We start from the raw sequence: 22,964 nt of genomic DNA on the forward strand, positions 1-22,964 counted from the left end.
CTCTTGGCCCGTGAGCGATCGATCCGGGCTCGCGGATCCGGCGAAGCCCGTGACCGCGCCAGAAGGTAGGACGTGGCTGACGCGGCAGCAGGCGGTCCTGCTCGCACTCGCGGTGGCCATGTTCGCGCTGTCGTCGAAGATCGCCAACGACAAGGCCTGGCACGGCTACATCGATCTGCAGGTGTACCGCAACGGCGGGCGCGCGCTGCTGGACGGCAAGGATCTGTACGGGCAGATGCCCGAGGTGTTCGGCATCGGACTGCCCTTCACCTATCCCCCGCCGGCCGCGTTCTTCTTCGCCCCGCTGGCGGTGATGTCGCTCGACGTCGCCGAGTGGGTCGTGCTGATCTCGTCCATCCTCGCGCTGGGGCTCACGCTGTGGGTGGTGCTGCAGCGGCTGCGCCCGAACCTGACCGGCGCGACCCGCGTCGCCGTCGTCATCGGCGCGACGGCCCTCGCGCAGGGGCTCGAACCGGTCTGGCAGACCTACGGTTTCGGGCAGATCAACCTGATCCTGATGGCCGCCATCACCCTCGATTGCCTGGTGCGTCAGCCTTTCTGGCCGCGCGGCATGCTCATCGGCATCGCGGTGTCGGTGAAGCTGACCCCGGCGGCCTATCTGCTCTATTTCCTGCTGCAGCAGGATTGGAAACCGGCCCTGGCCCGGGCGCGCGCGGCGGGTCCGCTGCTGTCGGCGCAGGGCCTGGCGGCGCGGTTGCGCACGGTGCCGGTGCCCGCGTACACGATGGTGGCGTCGGTGTTCGGCGCGATCGCGGTGGGATTCGCGGTGGTGCCCCGGGATTCGGTGGAGTACTGGTTCACCACCCTGTTCGACACCTCGCGGATCGGGCATCCCGAGTTCGCGGGCAATCAGTCGCTCAAGGGCTTCGCGTTCCGGCTGGGCGTGTCCGACACGGTGGCCAACATCGTCTGGCTGTCGCTGTCGCTGCTGACCGTGGTGCTGGCGATCATCCTGATGCGCCGGTTGTTCCGCGTCGGCGCGAACGCGGGGGCGCTGATGGTGAACGCCGGTATGGTGCTGCTGATTTCGCCGGTGTCCTGGTCGCATCACTGGGTGTGGGCGGCGCCCGCGCTGCTGATCGCCGCGAACGCCATTCTGCGCGGGCGACGTGATCCGCTGTTCCTGCTCGCGTTCGTGCTCGCGATCGTCGCCTTCACGGTGCAGCCGCAGTGGCTGCTGCCCTTCGATCACGGCATCGAGCTGACGTGGTCGTGGTGGGAGCAGATCGTTGGCAGCAGCTACGTGCTGCTGACGCTCACGATCTTCGTGGTGGCGGCGTTCACGTACCGGCCGGTCCGCGAGGCAGAGCCCGAGCCCGTCGCGAGCGCGGCGGCCTGACTCCTTTATTACGCCACTGCGGCCCATCCCGAATCGGGTTGGGCCGCAGTGCTGTTCGTACCAGGATCCCGAGCTACTTCACCGCCTCCGGGGTGAGGAACGCCGCCAGCGCCGCCGCGTAGGCGGGCACGTCGGCCGCGCCCATCATCTCCCGGGCGGAGTGCATCGCCAGCTGGGCCGCGCCCACGTCGACGGTGGGCATGCCGGTGCGGGCCGCGGTCATGGGTCCGATGGTGGATCCGCAGGGCAGATCCGCGCGGTGCACGTAGCGCTGCAACGGCACCTCGGCCTGGGCGCAGGCCAGGGCGAACGCGCCCGCGCCCTCGGCGTCGGTGGCGTAGCGCAGGTTCTGGTTCACCTTGAGCACCGGTCCCCCGTTCACCTCGATGCGGTGCATGGGTTCGTGCCGGTCCGGATAGTTGGGGTGGGTCGCGTGCGCCATGTCGCCGGAGGCGCAGACCGATCCGGCGATGGCGGCCAGGTATTCCGCGCGCCCGCCGCCGCGTGTGAGCACGATGCGCTCGAGCACCGTGGGCAGCAGCCCGGACTGCGCGCCGCGATCGGACTGGCTGCCGACCTCCTCGTGGTCGAACATGGCCAGCACCGGAACGGCGGCGCCGGGCTGGTCGACCGCGGCGAGGAAGGCGCGCAACCCGGCGTAGCAGGTGCCCTGGTTGTCCAGGCGCGGCGCGCTGACCAGATCCAGATCCCGGCCGATGAGCTTGGACGGAACCAGATCGTGGGTCATGAGCTCCCAGCCGAGCACCGCGCTCGCGTCGATGCCCGACCGTTCTGCGATGAAGGCCAGGAACGAGCGCGGTTCACCGCCGATCCCCCAGACCGCGTTGACGTGCCGCTGCGGGTCCAGGGTGACCCCGCGCCGGTCCTCGGACAGGTGGATGGCGAGCTGCGGGACCCGCATGATGGGCTCGTCGATGCGAATGAGCCGCTCGCGCACCGCGTTTCCGTCGCGGATGGACAGCCTGCCGGATATGCCGAGGTCGCGGTCGAGCCACGAGTTGAGCCAGGCCCCGCCGTATGGTTCGAGGCCGACCATCTGCCAGCCCGCGACGGCGGTGTCGGGGTGCTGCTTGACCCGCAGGTTGGGACTGTCGGTGTGGGCGCCGACGACGCGGAAGGGCGTGGCCTGTCCGCTGCGGAATCCGCTGGGCGCGCCCGCGCCCCCGTCGGCCCAGGCCACCAGGGAACCGCTGCGCACCACGTAGAAGCGGCCCGAGCTGGTGGAGGGCCAGGGCGCCGATTCCGAGAGCTGGGTGAAGCCGTGATCGTCGAGTTCGGCGGCGACGGTGCGGCATACATGAAACGGCGACGGCGAGGCGTCGATGAATTCGCACAGTCCGGCGGCGGTCGCGGTGGTCTCGGCAACTGGCATGCCTGCGATCCTAAGCATTATCGGTTCAGTTTCCGCCCACGGTCGGCTAATCGACACGCCCACGCGGTGTGGCGAACGGATTCGGCTGGGAATTACCGCATTTCGCGAAGCCGGTTTCGCTAGAGCGGTTGCGAGACCTCGGCGACCCGTTCCAGCAGGCGCACGAGTTCGAGGTAGTCGTCGCCACCGAGGTGTCTGCGCAGCGCGCTTTCGGCGTGCTCCTCCTCCACGCGCACCTCCTCGACCAGTTCCACGCCGCGCCGGCTCAGGCCGATGAGAATGCGGCGGCGGTCGTCGGCGGCGGCGACGCGGAAGATTAGCCCGCGCTCGGCGAGATGGTCGGCGTGCCGGGTGGCCGAGGACGGCGGAAGTTGCGTGCGGGCGGCCAGTTCGCTCATGGTGATGCCGGTGTCACTCGAGAGGTTGGTCAGCATGCACCATTGATCGGCGGTGAGCCGCCTGGCACACAGTGCGGCGTCGAGGTGACGAAGCCAACTGCGCTCCGCTGCACGCAGCGTGCCGTGCAGTGTGGAAATGCCACCTAGAATTGTCGCCATAATTCCCGCCCGTCAAATTCACTGAACGAGGGGAAGGGTATCCGATGACCTCGTTCCGCGGGAGCCCCGAGAACTGTATCGAGATCCTGAACATAGTGCCGCAGCAGGGACCCGGAGGTATCTTCGCGCCCTCGTGCGAGGCGGCCATTTCCCTGGCCGTGCAAGAAATCAACAGTGGGGCAGGAATTCTCGGCCGGGAATTGCGTGCCACGCACATCGACGGCGGCCGCGAACCGGCCGAAGTGGCGCTCGAGGTTTCCGCGCTGCTGGCGACCGGAATGGTGCACGCGGTGACGGGCTGGCACACCTCGGCGGTGCGCCGGGCGGTGGCCCGGGTGACGGCCGGGCGGGTGCCGTATCTGTTCGCCACCGATCACGAGGGTGTCGACGGCGTTCCGCCGCCGGGGCTGTTCATGGTCGGTTCCGATCCCGGCCGGCAGATTCTGCCCGCGCTGCGCTGGCTGCGGCGGGAGTTGGGCGCGCGGCGCTGGGCGATCATCGGCAACGACTACGTGTGGCCGCGGCGCACGGCCGACGCGGTGCGCGCGGAATTGGGCGAGCGCGGGGCCGCGGCGCTGGAGCGCACGGTGCCGCTGGAGATGTTCGTGCCGCTGGGCACCCGCGATTTCGCGGATTTCCTGAGCGATCCGCTGCTGGATCGGGTGGACGGGGTGATCGTGCTGCTGGTCGGCGCGGACGTGGCGCGCTTCAATCGGCAGTTCGCGCGGACCGGGCGCGATGCCCGGCTGCTGCGGGTGAGTCCCGCCGTGGATGACAACGTGCTGCTCGCGGGGGGTGTGCACGCCAATCGGGATCTGTACGTGCCGTCGAGTTTCTTCGTCGACGGGCCGGGCGGGCGGGAACGGCTGGCCGGATACCGGCGGCTGCACGGGGAGTTCGCGCCCGCGCTCACCAACTTCAGCAACACCGAGTACGAGGCCGTCCGGACCCTGCACGCCATGGTGACGGCGGCCGGTTCGCTCGACGTCCGGCGGCTGCACGCGGCGGTCGAGGGAGCGGTGCTCGAAACCCCTTCCGGGCGTATTGGTTTCGATGGAAATCAAGTGGTGCTGCCGGGGTATATCGCGCGCGCGGAGGGTGTGCGCTTCGAGATTCTCGACCGAATCTGCGCCTGAGCGGGTTCGGTATTGCGGTGGTGCGAGATTCGCCGGACGCCGTTCGGAAATGGTGGTTCGGAACGAAACCGGCGTTCCCGGGAATCTATGTCCGAATTATCCGTTTGGCCCTGAAAACGGTGTCTGTACAAAAGAACCCGTTATGTTGCACCGGACGGCGAAGAGCCCGTATCGGCGGGCGATACGGGCTCTTCGAAGTATTCGGCCGAGCAATGGGCGTCGCGCGGGCGCCCGGGCGACTACGCCTTGACGAGCGCGTCCAGCACCGAGAGGAACATGCCGAGACCGTCGTCGGACGGACCGGTCAGCGCCTCGGTGGAGTGCTCGGGATGCGGCATCAGGCCGACGATCCGGCCGTTGGCCGAGCTGATGCCCGCGATGGCGCGCTGCGAACCGTTCGGGTTGTCGCTGGAGTAGCGGAACACGACGCGGCCTTCGCCCTCGAGCTCGTCGAGCACGGCCGGGGACGCCTGGTAGCGGCCCTCACCGGACTTGAGCGGGATCAGGATCTGCGCGCCCGGCTCGTAGCGGGAGGTCCACGCGGTGTCCGCGGATTCCACGGTCAGCCATTCGTCGCGGCAGATGAAGTGCAGGCCCTCGTTGCGGGTGAGCACGCCCGGCAGCAGGCCGGCCTCGCACAGGATCTGGAAGCCGTTGCAGATGCCCAGGACCGGCAGGCCCTGTCCGGCGGCCTTGATGACCTCTTCCATGACCGGCGCGAACCGGGCGATGGCACCGGTGCGCAGGTAATCGCCGTAGGAGAAGCCGCCGGGCACGATGACCGCGTCCACGCCCTTGAGGTCGGCGTCGCCGTGCCAGAGGCTGACGGCCTCGGCCCCGGCGAGCTTGACCGCGCGGGCGGCGTCGACGTCGTCCAGGGTGCCCGGGAAGGTGATGACACCGATGCGAGCGGTCACAGCCGGACGACCTTCCAGTCCTCGATGACGGTGTTGGCGAGCAGCGATTCGGCGATCTGCTCGAGCTCGGAGTCGCTCACATCGTCGGCGACGTCGAGTTCGAATCGCTTGCCCTGCCGCACTTCCGAGATTCCGGGGTGTCCCAGGCGCCCCAGCGCGCCGACAATCGCCTGACCCTGCGGATCCAGGATCTCGGCCTTCGGCATCACCTCGACCACGACACGTGCCACGCGTTGCTCCTCAGCTGGTGGGGCGGGCCCGGACGCAGTGCTGAGCACCGGGCGACCGAGCGGGGGTTTCGCTGACCAGGGTAGTTGGCGCGGGCTGAGCGCTCACCGCCGGGTGGACCGCACGTGGTGCGCGCCACAGCGGGCGGGCGTCGGGCATCTCGGGAGGGCGGTGTGCAGGGTTTTCGAGGGCGGATCACGTGCCGTATGCCGCGGCAGCGCGGAAGGGGTCGCGTTGCGTGGCGCGGGCGGTCCGGGGCGGACTACCGTTTCACCCATGCGCATTGCCCATTTCGGACACTCTTGCATTCTGGTGGAGCTGAACGGCGCGAAGATCCTGTTCGACCCCGGCAATCTTTCGCACGGGTTCGAAGGGATCACCGGGCTGGACGCGATCGCGGTCACGCATCAGCATCCCGATCACATCGATCCGGCCCGGATCGAGGCGCTGATCGACGCCAATCCCCAGGCGCGCCTGCTCTCGGATCCGCAGACCGCGCAGCAGCGCGGGGAGCCGTGGGAGGCCGTGCACGCGGGGAACGTGCTGAAGGTCGGCGAAGTACAGGTGACCGGCGGCGGTGGCCGGCACGCGGTGATCCACCCGGAGATCCCGGTCATCGACAACACGGTGTTCCAACTGGGGACGCCCGACGATCCGGCGCAGCTGGTGCATCCCGGCGATTCGCTCTGGGTGCCCCCGGTGCCGGTGGGTGTGCTGGCGATTCCGGCCGCCGCGCCGTGGATGCGGATCAGCGAGGCCGTCGACTACCTCCGCGCGGTGAACCCGCGGACGGCGTTCCCGATCCACTACGGGATCATCGAGCCTGCGGCCCAGGGGATCTACATGGGCCGGCTAAACGAGATGGGCCCCGCCGGAACGGAATTCAAGCTGCTCGAGCCCGAGGATCACACGGAGTTCTAGCCGCGCGCCCGCCGGTGAGGCGATGCCCGCGACCCAGCATCCAGGTCCCCGCCTCACCGCTCTCCGCTCCCCCACCGCTCGGCGCGCCCGTCGGGCCGCAACCGCCCCGCCGCGGCCAGCGCCCAATAGGCGGCTCGCTTCCGCGCGCAGTCGCGCATCTGGCATTCCCGGTGCAGTCGCATGACGTCGTGGGCTTGCGCCACAGTGGGTTCGGCCTCCGGGGCGGAGTGCGACCACGCCGACAGCCACATGCCCGCCTGCCCGCCGCCCCGCGCTTCCGCGGCCAGCCGCCGCCCGAGCTCGGCGACGGTGATGGAGTTTCTCCCGCCGTAATGCGCTGCGCCACAGCCCTCCCCACCCGTCAACAGGTATCCACAGGCGATGAGCGCGACCGCGAAAACCACGGTCGCCCCCGCGAACACGAAGCCGCTCATTGCCCACCCTCCCCGCTCGCACGCCGGAGCCTTGGCACAAGCCGATCGAAATACCTTTTGGCCGCGCACAATTCGCCATCGCAGCCCGCATGCGACTGCTGACCGCACACTGCCACATCGAGATTCATCACCGGATAGTCCGGCGGATCATGTCGGGAAACCACGATTCCTCCCCAGGTAGGCGTGAATTGATCTCCCGTCAACGTCGGACTCGGAATTGATCCGAAACCCCGGAACCACAGGCGCATTGACCGCGCCTTACCTCTGGTCGAGATTCACCTTCCGTGTCGGGCCCACCCAGTAAACTTCCAATATCCAGGGGACGGAACTGCAAAAACAGACGAATCACCCAGCAACTAGCGAACTTCCATAGCGGATGCTTCCAAGATGGGTACTTCCAAAATTCAGCCCTTCCGATAGCGAGGCTAAACAATGGCTGGATCAACACTCGCGAGCCGAGCACTTGGACGATTGCTGGCACAACACCGAAGGCGGGCGGGCCTGACCATCTACGCCGCCGCACAGGTGGTCGAGACATCACAACAGACCATGACGCGGCTCGAAGAAGGGCTGAAATCCAAGGTTCCTCAGCTATGGATCAACGCCCTCGCGAACGCCTATCAGATCAGTGACGGCGATCGACAAGTCCTGGTCGGGCTGGCCCAGGAACTCGCGGCGGTTCAGAAGAACTGGTGGCGCGCGTTCGCCGACGAGATGGAACCACGTTTCGATCACTACGTCAGCCTGGAGGAGGCAGCGCACAGCCTTGCTGTCTGGCGAACCGCCGTCATGCCGGGCATGCTCCAAACACCCGAGTATCGCCGAGCCGTCGCGTGGATCGAGTATCCCGATATGCCCGCTGCGCAAGTGGAAAGGCGAGTGGAACTGGCGGTCCGTCGGCAGTCACGCCTCGAGGATCAGGCATTCAAGCTGGACGTAGTGCTGTCGGAATTCGTCTTCCGAGATCAGATCGGTGGGCCGAGCGTGATGGCCGGTCAACTCCGCCATCTGGCCGCCGTAGCCCAACGACCCAATGTCTCGGTGCGCGTGGTCCCGTTCGACGCCCCGGGTCATCTCGGTTCGATCGTGGGTTCTTTTGTCCTGCTGGACTTTCCGAAAAACGCCGCGTTCGGGACGACCGAACCTCCGGTAGCATTCATAGAGGAGTACACGGGCGTTCTCTTCCTGGAGCGAGACTCCGAAGTCAAGCGCTATCGCGATGCCTTCGCGGAGATTTCCCGTGTGGCTCTCGATCAGGACACAACCGGGCAACTGGCATTGTCACTAGCCGAGGAGTACGGCCGATGAAGATCCTCGAGACCGCATGGTTCAAGTCGAGCTACAGCCGATCCGGCGGCGACTGCGTCGAAGCCGCCCACCTGAGCGGCGGCAGGGTAGCCGTCCGCGACTCGAAGCGCGGCGAAGACAGCCCTGCGTTCGTCTTCGAACCCGAAGCCTGGGACGCCTTCACCGCCGCTATCCGAGCAGGACGATTCGACCGCCCCTGAGGAGCGCATCGCATGACAACCTCGGCTTTCGACCCCAAATGGTTCAAGTCGAGCCACAGCCAGTCGGGCGGCGACTGCGTAGAAGCCGCGCACCTCGACGGCGGCACAGTCGCCGTGCGCGACTCGAAACTCGGCATGGCCGGCCCCGTCCTCCTCTTTGCCCCCGAAGCCTGGGATGTCTTCACGACTTCGGTGCGAGCCGGAGAGTTCGACCCGACCTGAGGTGCACCTCGCGATGACCCACCTGTCCCCCATCGAATGGTTCAAGAGCAGCTACAGCAGCAGTTCGGGAGGCGAGTGCTTGGAAGTCGCCCACGTCAGCGGCGGCGGGGTTGCCGTGCGCGACTCCAAGCTCGACAAGGACAGCCCCGTCCTCACTTTCGAACCCGCGGCCTGGGACGCCTTCACCACCTCGCTGCGCGCCGGAAGGTTCGACCGGCCCTAGCCTCGGCGCAGCCCGACCGATCCCGGCTCCCGCAGGTCGAGAGCGGGCGAGTGGAAGGGCGCGCGGCTATGGAGTCGCCATGACCACCGTCGAACTGCCGGACAGGGGCGAGATGCGGGCACCGGCGGGAAGTGTGACCATCGCGGAATGACCGACCATGACGTCTCCGGCGAAACCATAAGGCGCGCAACCACATACGACCTGCGCCGAGTGGTCGACGACCACGAGCGCTACTGGGGCGATCGCGACCTACGCGCCCAGCACCTCCCGATCCTGGTCCACGAGTTCCCGGAAACCTGCCTGGTCGCGATGGGCGACAAGGGTATTCACGGCTACGTCCTGGGCTTCGTCACTCCGACACAAGTGGCCTACACACACCTGATCGCCACCCGCGACGACGCGCGCGGCACCGGCCTCGGCCGCCGCCTCTACGCTGCTTTCGCCACGGCCGCAGCTGATCTGGGCGCCCAGAGCCTCAAGGCGATCACCTCCCCTGCCAACGAGGGCTCGATCGCCTTTCACCGCTCCCTCGGCTTCGACGCCCACCGCGTGGAGGACTACAGCGGCCCAGGCCGATCCCGCATCATCTTCACCAGAAGCCTCACCGGCCCCGACCTATCCACATTCATCCCCAGGTAATCCACCGCCGGTGCACAACCCACCGAGTCAGACTCGAAATCCACTGTCCCCCGGCGCGATCCATTCCGCGCCTGGGGACAGCTGTGGATAGGTTCGGCAAGGCTTTCTCACCGTTCGATTCCTGATAGCCCCGCGGGCCCGAGAAACACCATCGGCGCAAGGCGGAGCCGGCCGAGTGCGCGTCCTGCACGCTCCATCCTCGCACTGCCGACCACCACGGTGGTTCAGCCGATTCTCGCGTCTCGATAGCAGAATCGATGAGGACCGCAGACACATACGATCCACACCATGTGCGATCCGGAATCCAAGCAGGTTCTCCTCCACGACCTCATTTCCGAGATCTCCGGGCAGGCCCCCAGCGGCTGGACCACGATGACTCTGACCTGCTCAGCGGCCGGGAAGAGCCTGCTGTGCACCGTCGAGTTCGATGACGCCGGGCACGTGGACATCTACCCGTACGACACGGTCATGAGGTTGCGCGATCACATGTACCAGCCGCGACGAGGCACCTGGTTCACCATGACGCTCACCTCGACCTCATCCGGCGAAATCAGCACATCCTTCGACGAGGACGAAGACGAACCACCACTGGCGGTATGGCTCGGCCCATCCTTGGAAGAGGATCTCGCGCGCTACCCGCGCGACGAAGTGCCGGTGTGGGTTCAGGATCTGCTCGCAGACATACGTGAAAGGTCAGCCCGCGCCGAGGCACGCGGTCCGCTGGCGGGTGCCGACCCGATCCCGCCGCAGGGTTTCGCGAAAGTCGATCGCGCCACCGCGGCGGCGGTCGCTTCGTTCGAACCGCTCGAAGCGGGAATGCGGTACTCGAAGACCACGAACCTCGAACCGTCCGCCGACCAGCCCGCCGTCGTATTTCGAGAGCTCCTCGAGGACGGTCACGAATACCGAAAGATCGAGCACTACGCGGACGGCCGAATCGGATTGGCCGGCGGGTTCGTCGAGACCGAGTTCACCTGGCTGGACGAGGAACCCGTCCCGTCCCTCAGATCCTTGAACTCGGTTCCGCGCCTGCACGCTGTGGAAATTGCTCCGGTAGATTTCCAGAACGCATGGCTGGCTGCCGGCGGTTGGTTGGACCACTGAAACCCGTTGCTTTACTGAACATTCCGGGCCCGGAACCGACAGCCGAAGCTCATCTGCTTGCACTCAACCACAAGTCCTTCGCCCTGCGGGAAACCGGCACCGTGCGATGGGAGTGCCGGGATCTCCACGGGCGGAATCGTCGAATCCTCAGGTGTAGGAGGCCAAGAACAGCGCCACCGACAACGCCAGATTCTCGATCTCCGACGGATCCACACTTTCGTTGGGGGCGTGGATCAGGGCCTTCGGCTCCTCCACGCCCAGAAGCATGATCTCCGCCTCGGGATAGGTGGCGGCGAAGACGTTGCAGAGCGGGATCGAGCCGCCCTGGCCCTGGGTCGTCGACGGGCGGGCGTAGGCGGACTGCAGAGCCGACTCCAGGGCCGTGCGGGCGGGGCCGCCGGCGGCCGAGCGGAACGGGGCGCCGGTCGCCTCGGGGGTGATCGTCAGCTTTGCGTGCCAGGGGACGTTCGACTCCAGGTGGGCGGTCAGGGCCTTGAGGGCCGAGTCCGGATCCGTGCCGGGCGGGATGCGCAGGTTGATGCGGGCCGCGGCCTTCGCCTGGACCGCGGCGGCGGAGCCCACCACGGGCGGGACGTCCATGCCTAGGACGGTCAGGGCGGGGCGGGCCCAGAGCATGTCGGAGACCGTGCCCGAGCCTACGACGTCGACGCCGTCGAGAACGCCCGCGTCCGAACGGAACTGGGCGTCCGGGTACTGCACACCGTCCCACTGCTGATCGTTGGTCAGGCCCGCGACGGTCGTGTTGCCGTCCGCGTCCCGCAGGGTCGACAGCAGGTGGATCAGGGCGGCCAGAGCGTCGGGGGCCGCGCCGCCGAACATCCCGGAATGCATGGAGCTCGCCAGGGTTTCGACGGTGAGCACGAGATTGACGTTGCCGCGCAGGGTTTCGGTGAGGGTGGGCACGCCCACCGCGAAATTGCCGCAGTCGCAGATCAACAGGGCGTCCGCGCGCAGCAGGTCGGCGTTGTCCGGCACGAACTCCTCCAGGCCGCCGGTGCCCTGCTCCTCCGAACCCTCCGACACCACGATCAACCCGACCGGGTAGGCGTCGCCGTCCACCGCGCGCAGGGCGCGCAGCGCGGTCAGCAGCATGACGATGTTGCCCTTGCAGTCCGCGCTTCCCCGGCCGTACCAGCGGCCGTCCCGTTCCGTCAGCTCCCAGACCGGTGTCTCCCAGGCGGCCTCGTCGACCGGCGGCTGCACGTCGTAGTGGCAGTACAGCAGCACGGTGGGCGCGCCGGCGGGCGCCGGGTACCGGGCGATGACGGCCTTACTGCCGTCGGGGGTTTCGTGCAGCCCCACATCGGTGAGCCCCTCGGCCGCGAAGGCGTCCGCGACCCACCGCGCGGCCCGCTCGCACTCCGCCACGGGGAACTGCCGCTCGTCGTACACCGACCGGAACGACACGAGTTCGGTCAGATCGCTTTTCGCCCGCGGCATCGCGCCGGCGGTGGCCGCGCGCAGGGCGGCGGTGCGGGAATCGTCGGTCATCCCGGCATTTTCGATCATTTCAGCCTCGCCCGCCGCATCGCACCGCCCGCGTGTGTCCCGCACCCCACCGCGACCGGCCTCAGAACACCGACAGCTTGGCCGCCGTCGCGAACTCCCGCAGCGCGATCCCGCCGGTCACGGAGTTGCCCTTCGCGTCGAGCCCGGGCCCCCACACCGCGACCGAACACACGTCCGGCACCACCGCCAGGATCCCGCCGCCCACCCCGCTCTTACAGGGCAGCCCCACCTCGTACGCGAATTCCCCTGCCGCGTCGTAGGTTCCGCAGGTCGCCATGAGCGCGGTGATATGCCGGGCGTCCTCGGGATCGAGCAGCCGGGTGCCGTCCGCACGCACCCCGTGTCGCGCGATGAGCAATCCCGCCCTCGCCAATTCGGTACAGGTGATATCGAACGAGCACTGCCGGAAATAGTGGTCCAGCGACTGATCCACCCGGCACCGCATATTGCCGAAACTGGCCATGAGGTAGCCCAGGGCCCGATTGCGATCCCCGGCGCCCAGTTCGGACCCGGCGATCCGGCCGTCCACCTCGAGCACCGGGTTCCCGGTCTCCGTGCGCAATAGATCCCGAAGTGCCGCAACACCATCGCCGGTATCCGCTAGCAATTGATCGGCTACCACGATCGCGCCGGCGTCGATGTACGGATTGCGCGGCACCCCGAGCGTCATCTCCAGCTCGACCAGGTCGTTGAACGGCACATCCGACGGTTCCCGGCGCACCCGTCTCCAGATACCGGAGCCCTTGCGCGCGAGTACCAGCGCCAGCGCGAAAACCTTGGAAATACTTTCAATAGCAAAGGGAACATCATGGTCACCGGCGCTGTACACCTCGCCGTCGACCGTCGCCACACTGATCGCGAACTGTTCGGGATCTACGTCGGCCAAACCCGGAATATAGTCCGCGACCGCGCCCTCGCCGATGTGTGGCGAAGCCACCGAGAGCACCTGTTCTATGACATTCTCATAGTCCATAGCGCTGAATAGTAATCGTTCAGCAACCATCACTTCCCCGCGAAACGAAACAATCCACAACGCGTTTCACACGTGGCGACGTCACCGCACACGTCAAGCAAGCCAGCAGTTTCCGCAGCAAACTGGAGGGTTGAATGACCGGCAAGCTGGAGCCAGACGACCTTTTCGCCATGCCCGGCCTGGGCCGGTCCGCTCCCAAAGCGGGTTTCCCGGACCGCGAAATGTTCGCCCAGGTCGCCTACGAGGTCGTGCACGGCGAACTCGCACTGGACGGCGTCGCGCGCATGAACCTGGCGACCTTCTGCACCACCTGGGTCGACGATCAGGCCAGACGACTGATGAACGAGTCCCTCGACAAGAACATCGTCGACAAGGACGAGTACCCGCAGACCGCGGAGCTCGAGAAACGCTGCGTGCGCATGATCGCCGACCTGTGGAACGCGCCGGATCCGGCGACCACCCTGGGCACCTCCACCACCGGTTCCAGCGAGGCCGCCATGCTCGGCGGATTGGCGGCCAAACACCGCTGGCGCAAGCGCGGCGGCACCGGCACCCCCAACTTCGTGTGCGGCCCGGTCCAGGTCTGCTGGGAGAAATTCGCCCGCTACTTCGACGTCGAGATCCGCCAGATCCCGCTGCGCGGCGACCGGCTCACCATGCATCCCGAGGACGTGGCCGCCTACTGCGACGAGAACACCATCATGGTCGTGCCTACCTTCGGGCAGACCTTCACCGGACTCTTCGAGGACGTCGCCGGAATCAGTAAGGCCCTGGACGCCCTGGAGAAGAAGACCGGACTGGACATTCCGATACACGTGGACGCGGCCAGCGGCGGGTTCCTCGCCCCGTTCTGCGCGCCCGAGGTGGTGTGGGACTTCCGGTTGCCCCGGGTGCGGTCCATCAACGCCTCCGGGCACAAGACCGGGCTGGCTCCGCTCGGTGCGGGCTGGGCGATGTGGCGTACGCCGTCGGATCTGCCCAAGGAACTCATCTTCGAGGTGAACTACCTCGGCGGCAGCATGGCCACGTTCAACCTGAACTTCTCGCGGCCCGGCGGCCAGGTGATCACCCAGTACTACGAGTTCATCCGGCTCGGCCGCACCGGCTACACCCGGCTGCAGAGCGCGATCTACCGTGTCGCACAGCATCTCGCCGGTGGACTCGATCGGATAGGCCCGTTCGAGATCGTCCACGACGGCGATCCACGGCGCGGCATCACCGCGGTGTGCTGGCGGCTGCGCGGCGACCAGGTCTTCAACCTGTACGACCTGTCCGACCGGCTACGCGCCCGCGGCTGGCTCATCGCCGCCTATCCGCTGCCCGCCGACCGCGGCGACGAGACCGTCATGCGCGCGGTAATCCGGCACGGCTTCACCCTGGACATGGCGGATCTGCTGCTGGCCGACGTGGCCCGCTGCCTCGCCCAGCTCCGGGCCCACCCCATGGTGACCTCGCTGACCAGCGCGGAAGCGGGCGGCTTCACGCACAGCGCGCACGCCGCCGTCCCCATCCAGCCGACCCCGGCGCTGCACGTGCTGGCCAAGTCGGCACCGCCCGCGGCTCCGGCGGGCAGGGCGAAAACCGGTGCGGCCGAGCCGAAGACCTCGCGGGCGAACACCAAAACGACCACGTCGAAGCCGAGCGCGAAGCCGAAAACACCCAAGGGCAAGGCCAAGTCGTGAGCGGTGGCCGCCGAAGTCGGCGACGCGTTGGAAAAACAGGCCGGCTGCCTGCGCGCCGGTATCAACGGGCGGTCGGTGCAGCGAAAGCACTGGGCCCCAGCGCCGATCGTTCACATCCGGAGGACATTCGGCGATAACCGTTTGTACCGGGATTCGGGACCCTGCCGAATCTCGGTGCAGCGGAAGGGGTTCGCGGAGATAGTCCTCGAACCCCTTCTCGCCGTCCGGAATAGGGATCAGCTCGCGGCGGGCTCGCCACCGGCCGGCTCGACTTCGCCCAGACCGACCGTGTCGAGCACCCACGCCCACTCGAAGGCGATTTCCTTCCACTGCTCGTACCGGCCACTGGGCCCGCCGTGCCCGGAGGTCATGTCGGTCTTGAGCAGCAGCTGCGAATCACCGGTCTTGGTGGCCCGCAACGCCGACACCCATTTGGCGGGTTCCACGTACAGCACGCGGGTGTCGTTCAGTCCGGTCATGGCCAGAATCGCCGGGTAGTCCTTGGCCTCGACGTTCTCGTACGGCGAGTAGGACTTCATGTAGGCGTAGACCTCCTTGTCGTCCAAGGGATTTCCCCACTCCTCCCACTCGGCCGCGGTGAGCGGCAGCGAGTCGTCGAGCATGGAGGTCAGCGGATCCACGAACGGCACGTTGGTGAGGATGCCCTTGAACAGCTCCGGCGCGAGATTGGCGACCGCGCCCATGAGCAGCCCGCCCGCGCTGCCGCCGTCGGCGATCAGCCGGTCCGGTGCGGTGAGCCCGGAATCGATCACATGCCGTGCGCAGGTGACGAAGTCGGTGAAGGTGTTCTTCTTGGTGAGCATCTTGCCGTTGTCGTACCAGAGCCGGCCCATCTCGCCACCGCCGCGCACGTGCGCCACCGCGAACACCATGCCGCGATCGAGCAGCGAGAGCCGCGCCACCGACAGGTACGGGTCGATGCTGGACTCATAGGAGCCGTACCCGTAGAGCAGCAACGGTTTCGGGCCCGCCGGGGCGTCCTTGCGCTGCACGATCGAGATCGGCACCCGGGCGCCGTCCGCCGCGACCGCCCACTCCCGGCGCTGCTCGTACTCGGCCGGATCGTAGTGGCCGAGCACCTTCTGCTCCTTGCGCAGGATCAGCTCGCCGGTGCCGGGCACGTAGTCGAAGACCTGGGCGGGGGTGATGAAGGACTGCACACCCATCCGCAAGGTCGGGGTCTCCCACTCGGAATTCACGCTCAGCCCCGAAGCCGACAGCGCGAGCCCGAAATCGACCTCGGTCAGCTCGCCGAAGCCACCCTCGGAAGTCAACGGCCACACCGCGACTCGCGGCAGCGCCTCGCGCCGGTAGCTCAGCACCAGCTTGTCGGAGAAGGCGTCGACATCCTCGAGGCGCACCTCGTCGCGATGCGGAATCAGGATCGTCTGGTTCTCCGGATCGTCCCACGGCGCGATGGCGAGCAGGAAGTTCTCCGACTTCACCCCGTCCACCACGTCGTTGTGCAGGATCAGCGCCTTGTCCTCGCCGCCGATCACCGCGTGCTCGGCCCCGTAGGTCACGCCCTCGCGGCGCGGCAGCAGGACCCGGAACTCGCCCTCGGGATCGTCGGATTCCAGGATCAGCATCTCGCTGGTGAGCTTGGAGTCGACGCCGATCACCAGGAACTTCTTGGAACGGGTGCTGCCCACCCCGACCCCGAACCGCTTGTCCGGCTCGAAGTACACCTTGACGTCGGCATCCTTGCCGGTGCCCAGCCGGTGCCGCCACACGCTGTCCGGCCGCCAGGACTCGTCGACGGTCACGTAGAACACGTGCGTGCCGTCCACCGACCAGGTCGCGCCGCCCGCGGTGCCGGGAATCTCGTCGGGCAGAATCTCCCCGGTTTCGAGGTTCTTGAACCGCAGCGTGTACCGCTCGTCGCCCTCGAAGTCGGTGCTGAAGGCCAGCAGATCACCGGCCCGGCTGACCGAGTGCGCGCCCAGGGAGAAGTAGTCGTGGCCCTCGGCCAGCTCGTTCAGATCCAGCAGCACCTGCTCACCCGGGATCTCGACGCCGACCTCGAGCTGCGGCGGGGTCCAATCATCGGGACCCGCGATCGGGCAGCGGCACGACACCGCGTACTGCTTGCCCTCGAAGGTGCGCGAGTAGTACCAGAACGCGCCCTTGCGCGAGGGCAGCGACAGGTCGGTCTCCTGCGTCCGCGCCTTCACCTCGGCGAAGATCTTCTCGCGCAACGGCGCCAGATGCGCGGTCTGCGCGTCGGTGTAGGCGTTCTCGGCCTTCAGGTACTCGATGACCTCGGGATTCTCCTTGTCCCGCAGCCACTCGTACTCGTCGATGAACACGTCGCCGTGGTGTTCGCGCTGGGTCGGGACCCGCTTGGCGATCGGCGCGGTCACCGCCGCGCCGGGAGTCGAGGTCGCGCTGTCGCTGCTGTCCAAAGCCATGGGTCCACGTTAGTGGTGCACCCCCGCCCCCGGCCGCCGACCCGCATCGCCCGCACCCCGGCGTTCGAGCCCAAGCGAACCGCAAGGTCGCCTGGCTAAGCTCCCGACATGCTCTTGCGTAGGACCGCGCGCGCGTTCGCGGTGGCGGCGATGATCGTGACCGCCGGCGGAATCGGTGTGGCCGCACCGGCTTCCGCCTGTGCCTGCGGTGGGGTGGCCGCACCCGTGGGCGAGAACGCCACGGTGAACAACGAGGTCGCGCTGCTGGGCTGGGACGGCGTCACCGAGACCATCGTCATGCGGCTGGCGCTGAACAGCGGCGGGGACGACGCCGCGCTCATCGTGCCGACGCCCACGCCGGCCACCGTGACCGCGGCGGACGCGGAGCTGTTCACCGAACTGCGCGAGCGGACCGCGCCCGAGGTCGTGACCAGGCATCGCTGGTTCACCGACACCGCCGACGGTTCCATGGGCGGCGCGCCCGGCAGCGCCGCGCCCACGGTGCTCGACCGGGTGCAGCTGGGTCCGCTCGAGGCGACCACGCTCACCGGCGGGGACGTCTCCGGCATCCAGACCTGGCTGGACGAGCACGGTTACGTCATGAAGGCGGAGGTCGTCGCGACCATGGCCCCGTATCTGGCCGAGGGCTGGTCGTTCGTGGCCATGCGCCTCACCGGCGGCGAGGCGCTGAGCGGCGACCTGGACCCGGTCCGGCTGAGCTTCGCCTCCGACCGGCTCGTCTACCCCATGCGCATGTCGGCCGCCGCCGCGAACACCCAGACCGTGCGGCTCTACGTGCTCGGCGAGCACCGGGTGCAGCGCACGGACGCCGATCGCGGAAAGCAACTGGTGAGCGTCGAATTCGCCGGTCGGATAACCGAATTCGACAGCGCCGGGCTGCAGGAGCTCGCCGCGGGCGGACGCGACTACCTGACCGAGTTGTCGGTCGTGATCCCGAAACCGGCCGAGATCACCTCGGACTTCACGCTCGCCGCCACCGAGGACAAGGACTACCGGCGGGTCGTGCACCGCGTCGAAACGCTCGAATTCCTGGGCTTTCCCGCCGGTTCGGCCGCGCTGGCGGCCGGGCTGCTGGTGACCGTCGGGGTGCTGCTGGTCGTGGTGGTGCGGGTGGCGCGGCGTCAGTGACGCAGTTCGCGGTGCTCGTAGAGGTAGAAGACCGCCGCTTTGCGGCGGGCGCACTGATCGGTGGGGCAGGTTCGGTGAATCGCCAATATGCTCTGTGCCATCTCCACCGTGAACCGTTCCGGGACGACATCACAGCTGTCGGAGATGGGGGCAGCGCGCTGGTGTGACCAAGACGTTCGCACCACATACCTCCTTTCGCGGACACAGAATGGGATATCCGATCCGGCAGCTCCGCAAACACTGGCATCATGAGTGCGATCTACATCACCGACCAGTTACCCGCAGCCAGGTAGGGGGCCCCGCAGGTGGAAGCCAAGAACCGCGAGATCGAACCGGACGTCGTATGGCGGCGCAGCGACGATCGCACCGAGGGCGTCGAGATCGCCTTCCTGGCAAGCGGAAACATCGGCCTGCGTGATTCCCGCAATCCGGACGGGCCGGTGCTGATCTTCACCCCGGGCGAGTGGAAAGCCTTCGTGGCCGGCGCCAAGGACGGCGAATTCAACCGTCCCACAGCCTGATTCGGAGCGGACTCGCCTCGGCCCGGGGCTCGATCCGGGCCGGGGCTCGGTTCGGGCTCGATTCGGCCCGGTCCGCGACCGCGGGAGGCGCTAGGCCCCCAGTGCGCCGCCGATCGTCGGCCAGGACGCGTGCAGGGTGTCCTGCCAGTACGACCAGGAGTGCGTGCCCACCGGGCTGTAATCGACCCGCGCGGGAATGTTCAGCTGCGCCAGCCGGGACGCGAACGCGCTCACGCACGCGTTCACCCCGACCTCGATGGGCCCGCCGAAGAAGAGGTTCTCCGGCAGCTGCGGCTTGATCTCCAGCTCGTGCGGGCCCGGTATCCCGGTGCCGGTGGACAGGAAGATCGTCTTGCCGCGCAGGCGCTCGGCCAGCAGCGCCGGATTGTGCTCGGCCCAGGCCGGATCGCCCGGCGGGCCCCACATGTTGAGCGGATTACCGCCGCGATTGGCGATGGAGAACATGGTGGCGCCCTGCGCGATCGTGGTGTCCGGGCAGGCGCTGTAACCGGCTACGGCGGTGTACATCTCGGGATGGCGCACCGCGAGGGTGAAGGCCGCGTTGCCGCCCATCGAGAGCCCGCCGATGGCGTTCACGCCGTTGCCGTTGAAGTATCCGTCGATGATCGGCGGAAGTTCCTGTGTCAGAAAGGTTTCCCAGCGGTACCGGCCGAAACGCGGGTCGTCGCTGATCCAGTCGGTGTAGTAGCTGGCCTGCCCGCCCATCGGCAGCACCACGTTGACGTTCTTGCCGCGGAAGAAGGGTTCGGCGTCGGTGGCCTGGGTCCAGGTGGACTGGGTCGCGCCGGGATCGAGTCCGTCGAGCAGGTAGTAACTGCCGCGGGAACCGCCACCGGCCGGATGCAATACCTGCACCTGAATGACCCGGCCCATGGCGGGCGAATCGATGAACAGGGCCGAGCGGGTGGCATTCAGCTCGTCCACCCGGACGACCTGGGCCGCGTTCGCCGCTGGCGGCGATATGGCAACCGGACTCAGCAAACCGCAGGCAACTGCAAGAATTGCCGCGGCGACGGTTCTTCGACGCATGGCCCCACCTCCATCAGCCCATCACAAGCGCTATCCAACGTAACTCGAGTGATGGGCATAGCGAGGAATAATCATGATTCCGCGTGTCCCTGGCAAACCGCGTAGCTCACATATGGTAATGCGCTTCAGCTATTAAATGTCAGCGTTTCGCTGCAACGCTCCCCGAATGGATCCGGCCAGGTAATCCAGGTCCGCGCGCGGCGGCGAGGTGGGCCGCCCGCGCAATCCGAAACCATCCCCCGGAGTGCGGGGAATCACGTGCAGGTGGACGTGGAAAACCTCCTGGCCGGCCGTCACGCCGTCGGCCAGGAAGAAGTTCACCCCGTCGGCGCCCACCTCGGACGCGCGCAGCGCCGCGGCCAGCTGCTGCCCGACCCGGAACAGCTTGCCGCCGACCTCGGGGTCCAGCTCCGCCAGACTGCGCGCGGGAACCTTCGGGATCACCAGCAGGTGCCCGGGGGTGAAGGGGCGAATGTCCATGAACGCCACCACATCCGAGTCCTCGTAGACCTTGCTCGAGGGTGCGCGACCGGCGACGATATCGGCGAAAATCGTGTACGGATCCATGCGGGGAGCGTGCCATACGCGCCGGTCCGGCGGGCAGCCCGCCGGTCGCGCGAGACCGCTTCCGGCCCCGGCGAATACGACAGCGGCCCGGCTCCCCCCACCGGGGAACCGGGCCGCTCGCGTCTCGTCCCTAGAGGATCGCGCCCGGGGTGTAGCGGGCCGCCTCCGGATTGTCCGCGACCAGCTTCTCGACCTGGGCGATGACCGCGGCGGTCTGCGCCTCGGCCGCGCCGATGAACGCCGAGCGATCGGCCAGCGCGGCGTCGAGCCCGGCCCGGTCCAGCGGCATGCGGTCGTCGGCGGCCAGGCGATCCAGCAGATCGGGCTCGCGGCCCTGCTCGCGCATGTCCAGGGCCACCGCGACGGCGTGCTCCTTGATGACCTCGTGCGCGGTCTCCCGGCCCACACCGGCGCGCACGGCGGCGATGAGCAGGCGGGTGGTGGCCAGGAACGGCAGGTACCGCTCGAGCTCGCGGTCGATGACGGCCGGGTAGGCGCCGAACTCGGCCAGGATGGTCAGGAAGGTCTCCATCATGCCGTCGACGGCGAAGAAGGCGTCCGGCAGCGCGACGCGGCGCACCACCGAGCAGAACACGTCGCCCTCGTTCCACTGCGCGCCCGCGAGCTCGGCGGCCATCGAGCCGTAACCGCGCAGGATCACCTGCAGGCCGTTGACGCGCTCGGCGGAGCGGGAATTCATCTTGTGCGGCATGGCCGAGGAACCGACCTGCCCCTTCTGGAAGCCCTCGGTGACGAGCTCGTTGCCTGCCATCAGGCGAATGGTGTGCGCGAAAGACGAAGGGCCCGCGCCGATCTGGACCAGCGCCGAGACCACGTCGTGGTCCAGCGAGCGCGGGTACACCTGGCCGACGCTGGTGAGCACGTTCTTGAAACCGAGGTGGGTGGCGACCTTCTGCTCCAGCTGCGCCAGCTTGGCGGCATCGCCGTCGAACAGGTCCAGCATGTCCTGCGCGGTGCCCATCGGGCCCTTGATGCCGCGCAGCGGATACCGGTCGATGAGCTCCTGGATCCGGGTCAGCGCGATGAGCACCTCGTCGGCCGCGGAGGCGAACCGCTTGCCCAGGGTGGTGGCCTGCGCGGCCACGTTGTGCGAACGACCGGCCATGACCAGCGACTGGTACTGCGCGGCCCGCTCACCCAGCCGGGCGGCGACCGCGACGCCGTGCGCGTACACGTGCTCGAGGGAGAGCCGGATCTGCAGCTGCTCGACGTTCTCGGTGAGGTCGCGCGAAGTCATGCCCTTGTGCACGTGCTCGTGCCCGGCGAGGGCGTTGAACTCCTCGATCCGCGCCTTCACGTCGTGCCGGGTGACGCGCTCGCGGTCGGCGATGGACTTCAGGTCGACCTGGTCGATGACCCGCTCGTAGTCCTCGACGACACCGGCCGGAACGTCCACGCCCAGTTCGGCCTGGGCGCGCAGCACCTCGAGCCACAGCTTGCGCTCGAGCACGATCTTGTACTCGGGCGACCACAGCTGCACGAGCTGCGGCGAGGCATATCGGGTGGCAAGAACGTTAGGCACAAAGGTCACGGAGTCTATTTTGCCTGCGCTTCGCTCCGGCGGGTTCGCGGCCCCTAGGTCTCGTTCTTCCCTCCCTCCGCTCCTCCGCTTCGCTCCCCCGCTCCACTCGGTCCAGAACGAGACGGCCGCGAACCGGAAAGCGCTGCTGTGCGGGGGATGTGAGTGACCGGGCTGGTGGGGACGGGCGGCTAGGCGGGCGGGGCGACGATGTCGATCACTTCCAGTAGCGCGCCGCGGGCCATGCGGCGGGGCTGGGGGTCGGGCTCGCCGAGAGCGGTGACGACGGCTCCGTCCACCACCGCCACGAGTCTGCGGGTTTGCTCCGGGCGGACCAGGCGGTCGGAGCGGCGCAGGACGTCGGCGAGTAGCTCGTCGAGCTGGGCGCGTAGTCGGAACTGGACCTCGCGTAGCTCGGGGTGCCGGGCCGAGGCCACGGTGCGTTCGTAGCGGGCGATCAGCTGGCCGCGGGCATCGTCGTCGTTGTGCTCGGGACCAACCAACAGGTCCAGCACCAGATCGACCGTGGCTTCGGCGCCGCGCCGGCGATGGGTCACCTCACCGACCCGGCGGCGCATGGCCTCCAATTCGGCATTGCCGGAGAATTCGACCGCGCGCGCGATCAAGTCCTCCAGGGACTCGAAGTAGTAGGTGGTCGAAGCCAGCGGCAACTCCGCCCGCGTCGCTACCGAGCGGTGCCGCACCGCCTCGAAGCCACCCTCGAGTAGTAGCTCGGCGGCGGCACATACCAACGCTTGGCGACGCTTCTCGCCTTTCGGAGTCGTCGCAGTGGTCACGGTGCAATCGTGCCAGTCATCATCGGTTCATCTGTGCCGAATCTGTGCGATCTGTGGTGATTCCAATTCCCTGGGCGATTC

At 67.8% G+C, this 22,964-nt stretch carries 24 protein-coding genes; 12 read left to right on the forward strand and 12 right to left on the reverse strand.

Translation table 11 applies throughout. The annotated features are described in order from the left end of the window. Positions 1-10: 10 nt before the first annotated feature. Positions 11-1,360, forward strand: a complete 1,350-nt coding sequence (locus ACWIGI_RS29650) for a glycosyltransferase 87 family protein (protein WP_454205848.1) — start codon at positions 11-13, stop codon at positions 1,358-1,360. Between the two features lie 73 nt (positions 1,361-1,433). Here the strand turns inward: ACWIGI_RS29650 and ACWIGI_RS29655 are convergent, their stop codons facing one another. Both ACWIGI_RS29655 and ACWIGI_RS29660 read right to left on the reverse strand, forming a co-directional pair. Continuing rightward, entirely contained in the window at positions 1,434-2,753 is a 1,320-nt protein-coding gene (locus ACWIGI_RS29655) for a M18 family aminopeptidase (RefSeq protein ID WP_454205850.1), read from the reverse strand. A 119-nt stretch (positions 2,754-2,872) separates the two neighbouring features. After that, complete coding sequence (locus ACWIGI_RS29660; RefSeq protein WP_454205852.1) at positions 2,873-3,310, reverse strand: MarR family winged helix-turn-helix transcriptional regulator; 438 nt, start codon at positions 3,308-3,310, stop codon at positions 2,873-2,875. A 44-nt stretch (positions 3,311-3,354) separates the two neighbouring features. Here ACWIGI_RS29660 and ACWIGI_RS29665 point away from each other — a divergent pair, with 44 nt between their 5' ends. Then, entirely contained in the window at positions 3,355-4,446 is a 1,092-nt protein-coding gene (locus ACWIGI_RS29665; protein WP_454205854.1) for a substrate-binding domain-containing protein, read from the forward strand. A 239-nt stretch (positions 4,447-4,685) separates the two neighbouring features. Here ACWIGI_RS29665 and purQ read toward each other — a convergent pair whose 3' ends face one another. Both purQ and purS read right to left on the reverse strand, forming a co-directional pair. Then, a complete protein-coding gene (purQ, locus tag ACWIGI_RS29670) occupies positions 4,686-5,363 on the reverse strand; it encodes a phosphoribosylformylglycinamidine synthase subunit PurQ (RefSeq protein WP_454205856.1) in 678 nt (225 codons plus the stop codon). Further along, on the reverse strand, positions 5,360-5,593 hold the full coding sequence (gene purS, locus ACWIGI_RS29675; protein WP_354985861.1) for a phosphoribosylformylglycinamidine synthase subunit PurS: 234 nt from the start codon (positions 5,591-5,593) through the stop codon (positions 5,360-5,362). The genes purQ and purS overlap by 4 nt, the downstream gene beginning before the upstream one ends. 274 nt (positions 5,594-5,867) lie before the next feature. Between purS and ACWIGI_RS29680 the strand changes: the two genes are divergently transcribed. Further along, complete coding sequence (locus ACWIGI_RS29680; RefSeq protein ID WP_454205857.1) at positions 5,868-6,512, forward strand: MBL fold metallo-hydrolase; 645 nt, start codon at positions 5,868-5,870, stop codon at positions 6,510-6,512. Between the two features lie 53 nt (positions 6,513-6,565). Here ACWIGI_RS29680 and ACWIGI_RS29685 read toward each other — a convergent pair whose 3' ends face one another. Then, positions 6,566-6,946, reverse strand: a complete 381-nt coding sequence (locus ACWIGI_RS29685; protein WP_454205859.1) for a hypothetical protein — start codon at positions 6,944-6,946, stop codon at positions 6,566-6,568. Between the two features lie 432 nt (positions 6,947-7,378). Between ACWIGI_RS29685 and ACWIGI_RS29690 the strand changes: the two genes are divergently transcribed. From ACWIGI_RS29690 to ACWIGI_RS29715, 6 genes are all read left to right on the forward strand, one after another. After that, positions 7,379-8,254: a helix-turn-helix domain-containing protein gene (locus ACWIGI_RS29690; protein WP_454205860.1), complete on the forward strand. Its 876-nt coding sequence runs from the start codon at positions 7,379-7,381 to the stop codon at positions 8,252-8,254. After that, positions 8,251-8,454, forward strand: coding sequence for a DUF397 domain-containing protein (locus ACWIGI_RS29695; protein ID WP_454205861.1), 204 nt, complete (start codon positions 8,251-8,253; stop codon positions 8,452-8,454). Before ACWIGI_RS29690 ends, ACWIGI_RS29695 begins: the two co-directional genes overlap by 4 nt. A gap of 12 nt (positions 8,455-8,466) precedes the next feature. Then, entirely contained in the window at positions 8,467-8,676 is a 210-nt protein-coding gene (locus tag ACWIGI_RS29700; protein ID WP_454205863.1) for a DUF397 domain-containing protein, read from the forward strand. A 13-nt stretch (positions 8,677-8,689) separates the two neighbouring features. After that, positions 8,690-8,899, forward strand: a complete 210-nt coding sequence (locus ACWIGI_RS29705) for a DUF397 domain-containing protein (RefSeq protein WP_454205865.1) — start codon at positions 8,690-8,692, stop codon at positions 8,897-8,899. Between the two features lie 147 nt (positions 8,900-9,046). Beyond that, positions 9,047-9,538, forward strand: coding sequence for an N-acetyltransferase family protein (locus ACWIGI_RS29710; RefSeq protein ID WP_454205867.1), 492 nt, complete (start codon positions 9,047-9,049; stop codon positions 9,536-9,538). Positions 9,539-9,979: 441 nt separating this feature from the next. After that, the gene (locus tag ACWIGI_RS29715) at positions 9,980-10,642 is read left to right on the forward strand and encodes a DUF6881 domain-containing protein (RefSeq protein ID WP_454205868.1); all 663 of its coding nucleotides are present in this window, start codon (positions 9,980-9,982) and stop codon (positions 10,640-10,642) included. A 147-nt stretch (positions 10,643-10,789) separates the two neighbouring features. On the opposite strand, the gene ACWIGI_RS29720 is transcribed toward ACWIGI_RS29715, so the two are convergent. Both ACWIGI_RS29720 and ACWIGI_RS29725 read right to left on the reverse strand, forming a co-directional pair. Beyond that, positions 10,790-12,154, reverse strand: coding sequence for a M20/M25/M40 family metallo-hydrolase (locus ACWIGI_RS29720; RefSeq protein ID WP_454205870.1), 1,365 nt, complete (start codon positions 12,152-12,154; stop codon positions 10,790-10,792). A 79-nt stretch (positions 12,155-12,233) separates the two neighbouring features. Continuing rightward, a complete protein-coding gene (locus ACWIGI_RS29725) occupies positions 12,234-13,175 on the reverse strand; it encodes a glutaminase (RefSeq protein ID WP_454205872.1) in 942 nt (313 codons plus the stop codon). 104 nt (positions 13,176-13,279) lie between these two features. Between ACWIGI_RS29725 and ACWIGI_RS29730 the strand changes: the two genes are divergently transcribed. After that, a complete protein-coding gene (locus ACWIGI_RS29730) occupies positions 13,280-14,827 on the forward strand; it encodes a glutamate decarboxylase (RefSeq protein WP_454205874.1) in 1,548 nt (515 codons plus the stop codon). Positions 14,828-15,063: 236 nt separating this feature from the next. Here ACWIGI_RS29730 and ACWIGI_RS29735 read toward each other — a convergent pair whose 3' ends face one another. Further along, on the reverse strand, positions 15,064-17,259 hold the full coding sequence (locus tag ACWIGI_RS29735) for a S9 family peptidase (RefSeq protein WP_454205876.1): 2,196 nt from the start codon (positions 17,257-17,259) through the stop codon (positions 15,064-15,066). Positions 17,260-17,367: 108 nt separating this feature from the next. Here ACWIGI_RS29735 and ACWIGI_RS29740 point away from each other — a divergent pair, with 108 nt between their 5' ends. After that, on the forward strand, positions 17,368-18,408 hold the full coding sequence (locus ACWIGI_RS29740) for a DUF2330 domain-containing protein (protein WP_454205878.1): 1,041 nt from the start codon (positions 17,368-17,370) through the stop codon (positions 18,406-18,408). A 305-nt stretch (positions 18,409-18,713) separates the two neighbouring features. Then, positions 18,714-18,929: a DUF397 domain-containing protein gene (locus ACWIGI_RS29745; protein WP_379008694.1), complete on the forward strand. Its 216-nt coding sequence runs from the start codon at positions 18,714-18,716 to the stop codon at positions 18,927-18,929. A 90-nt stretch (positions 18,930-19,019) separates the two neighbouring features. Here the strand turns inward: ACWIGI_RS29745 and ACWIGI_RS29750 are convergent, their stop codons facing one another. The 4 genes from ACWIGI_RS29750 to ACWIGI_RS29765 all read right to left on the reverse strand — a co-directional run bounded on the left by ACWIGI_RS29750 (position 19,020) and on the right by ACWIGI_RS29765 (position 22,883). After that, complete coding sequence (locus tag ACWIGI_RS29750) at positions 19,020-19,979, reverse strand: alpha/beta hydrolase (protein WP_454205880.1); 960 nt, start codon at positions 19,977-19,979, stop codon at positions 19,020-19,022. Positions 19,980-20,111: 132 nt separating this feature from the next. After that, positions 20,112-20,546, reverse strand: coding sequence for an HIT family protein (locus ACWIGI_RS29755; protein ID WP_454205881.1), 435 nt, complete (start codon positions 20,544-20,546; stop codon positions 20,112-20,114). A gap of 130 nt (positions 20,547-20,676) precedes the next feature. Beyond that, positions 20,677-22,098, reverse strand: a complete 1,422-nt coding sequence (purB, locus tag ACWIGI_RS29760) for an adenylosuccinate lyase (RefSeq protein ID WP_454205883.1) — start codon at positions 22,096-22,098, stop codon at positions 20,677-20,679. A gap of 179 nt (positions 22,099-22,277) precedes the next feature. Then, a complete protein-coding gene (locus ACWIGI_RS29765) occupies positions 22,278-22,883 on the reverse strand; it encodes a TetR/AcrR family transcriptional regulator (protein WP_454205885.1) in 606 nt (201 codons plus the stop codon). Positions 22,884-22,964: the final 81 nt, after the last annotated feature.

The organism is Nocardia sp. NPDC055321, assembly GCF_053645575.1.

What these genes read in the sequence shown, in the direction of transcription:
- ACWIGI_RS29655 (WP_454205850.1), bottom strand. Translation starts at nt 2,753, where the DNA reads ATGCCAGTTGCCGAGACCACCGCGACCGCCGCCGGACTGTGCGAATTC.
- ACWIGI_RS29660 (WP_454205852.1), bottom strand. Translation starts at nt 3,310, where the DNA reads ATGGCGACAATTCTAGGTGGCATTTCCACACTGCACGGCACGCTGCGT.
- ACWIGI_RS29665 (WP_454205854.1), top strand. Translation starts at nt 3,355, where the DNA reads ATGACCTCGTTCCGCGGGAGCCCCGAGAACTGTATCGAGATCCTGAAC.
- ACWIGI_RS29680 (WP_454205857.1), top strand. Translation starts at nt 5,868, where the DNA reads ATGCGCATTGCCCATTTCGGACACTCTTGCATTCTGGTGGAGCTGAAC.
- ACWIGI_RS29685 (WP_454205859.1), bottom strand. Translation starts at nt 6,946, where the DNA reads ATGAGCGGCTTCGTGTTCGCGGGGGCGACCGTGGTTTTCGCGGTCGCG.
- ACWIGI_RS29690 (WP_454205860.1), top strand. Translation starts at nt 7,379, where the DNA reads ATGGCTGGATCAACACTCGCGAGCCGAGCACTTGGACGATTGCTGGCA.
- ACWIGI_RS29695 (WP_454205861.1), top strand. Translation starts at nt 8,251, where the DNA reads ATGAAGATCCTCGAGACCGCATGGTTCAAGTCGAGCTACAGCCGATCC.
- ACWIGI_RS29700 (WP_454205863.1), top strand. Translation starts at nt 8,467, where the DNA reads ATGACAACCTCGGCTTTCGACCCCAAATGGTTCAAGTCGAGCCACAGC.
- ACWIGI_RS29705 (WP_454205865.1), top strand. Translation starts at nt 8,690, where the DNA reads ATGACCCACCTGTCCCCCATCGAATGGTTCAAGAGCAGCTACAGCAGC.
- ACWIGI_RS29710 (WP_454205867.1), top strand. Translation starts at nt 9,047, where the DNA reads ATGACCGACCATGACGTCTCCGGCGAAACCATAAGGCGCGCAACCACA.
- ACWIGI_RS29720 (WP_454205870.1), bottom strand. Translation starts at nt 12,154, where the DNA reads ATGACCGACGATTCCCGCACCGCCGCCCTGCGCGCGGCCACCGCCGGC.
- ACWIGI_RS29725 (WP_454205872.1), bottom strand. Translation starts at nt 13,175, where the DNA reads ATGGTTGCTGAACGATTACTATTCAGCGCTATGGACTATGAGAATGTC.
- ACWIGI_RS29730 (WP_454205874.1), top strand. Translation starts at nt 13,280, where the DNA reads ATGACCGGCAAGCTGGAGCCAGACGACCTTTTCGCCATGCCCGGCCTG.
- ACWIGI_RS29735 (WP_454205876.1), bottom strand. Translation starts at nt 17,259, where the DNA reads ATGGCTTTGGACAGCAGCGACAGCGCGACCTCGACTCCCGGCGCGGCG.
- ACWIGI_RS29740 (WP_454205878.1), top strand. Translation starts at nt 17,368, where the DNA reads ATGCTCTTGCGTAGGACCGCGCGCGCGTTCGCGGTGGCGGCGATGATC.
- ACWIGI_RS29750 (WP_454205880.1), bottom strand. Translation starts at nt 19,979, where the DNA reads ATGCGTCGAAGAACCGTCGCCGCGGCAATTCTTGCAGTTGCCTGCGGT.
- ACWIGI_RS29755 (WP_454205881.1), bottom strand. Translation starts at nt 20,546, where the DNA reads ATGGATCCGTACACGATTTTCGCCGATATCGTCGCCGGTCGCGCACCC.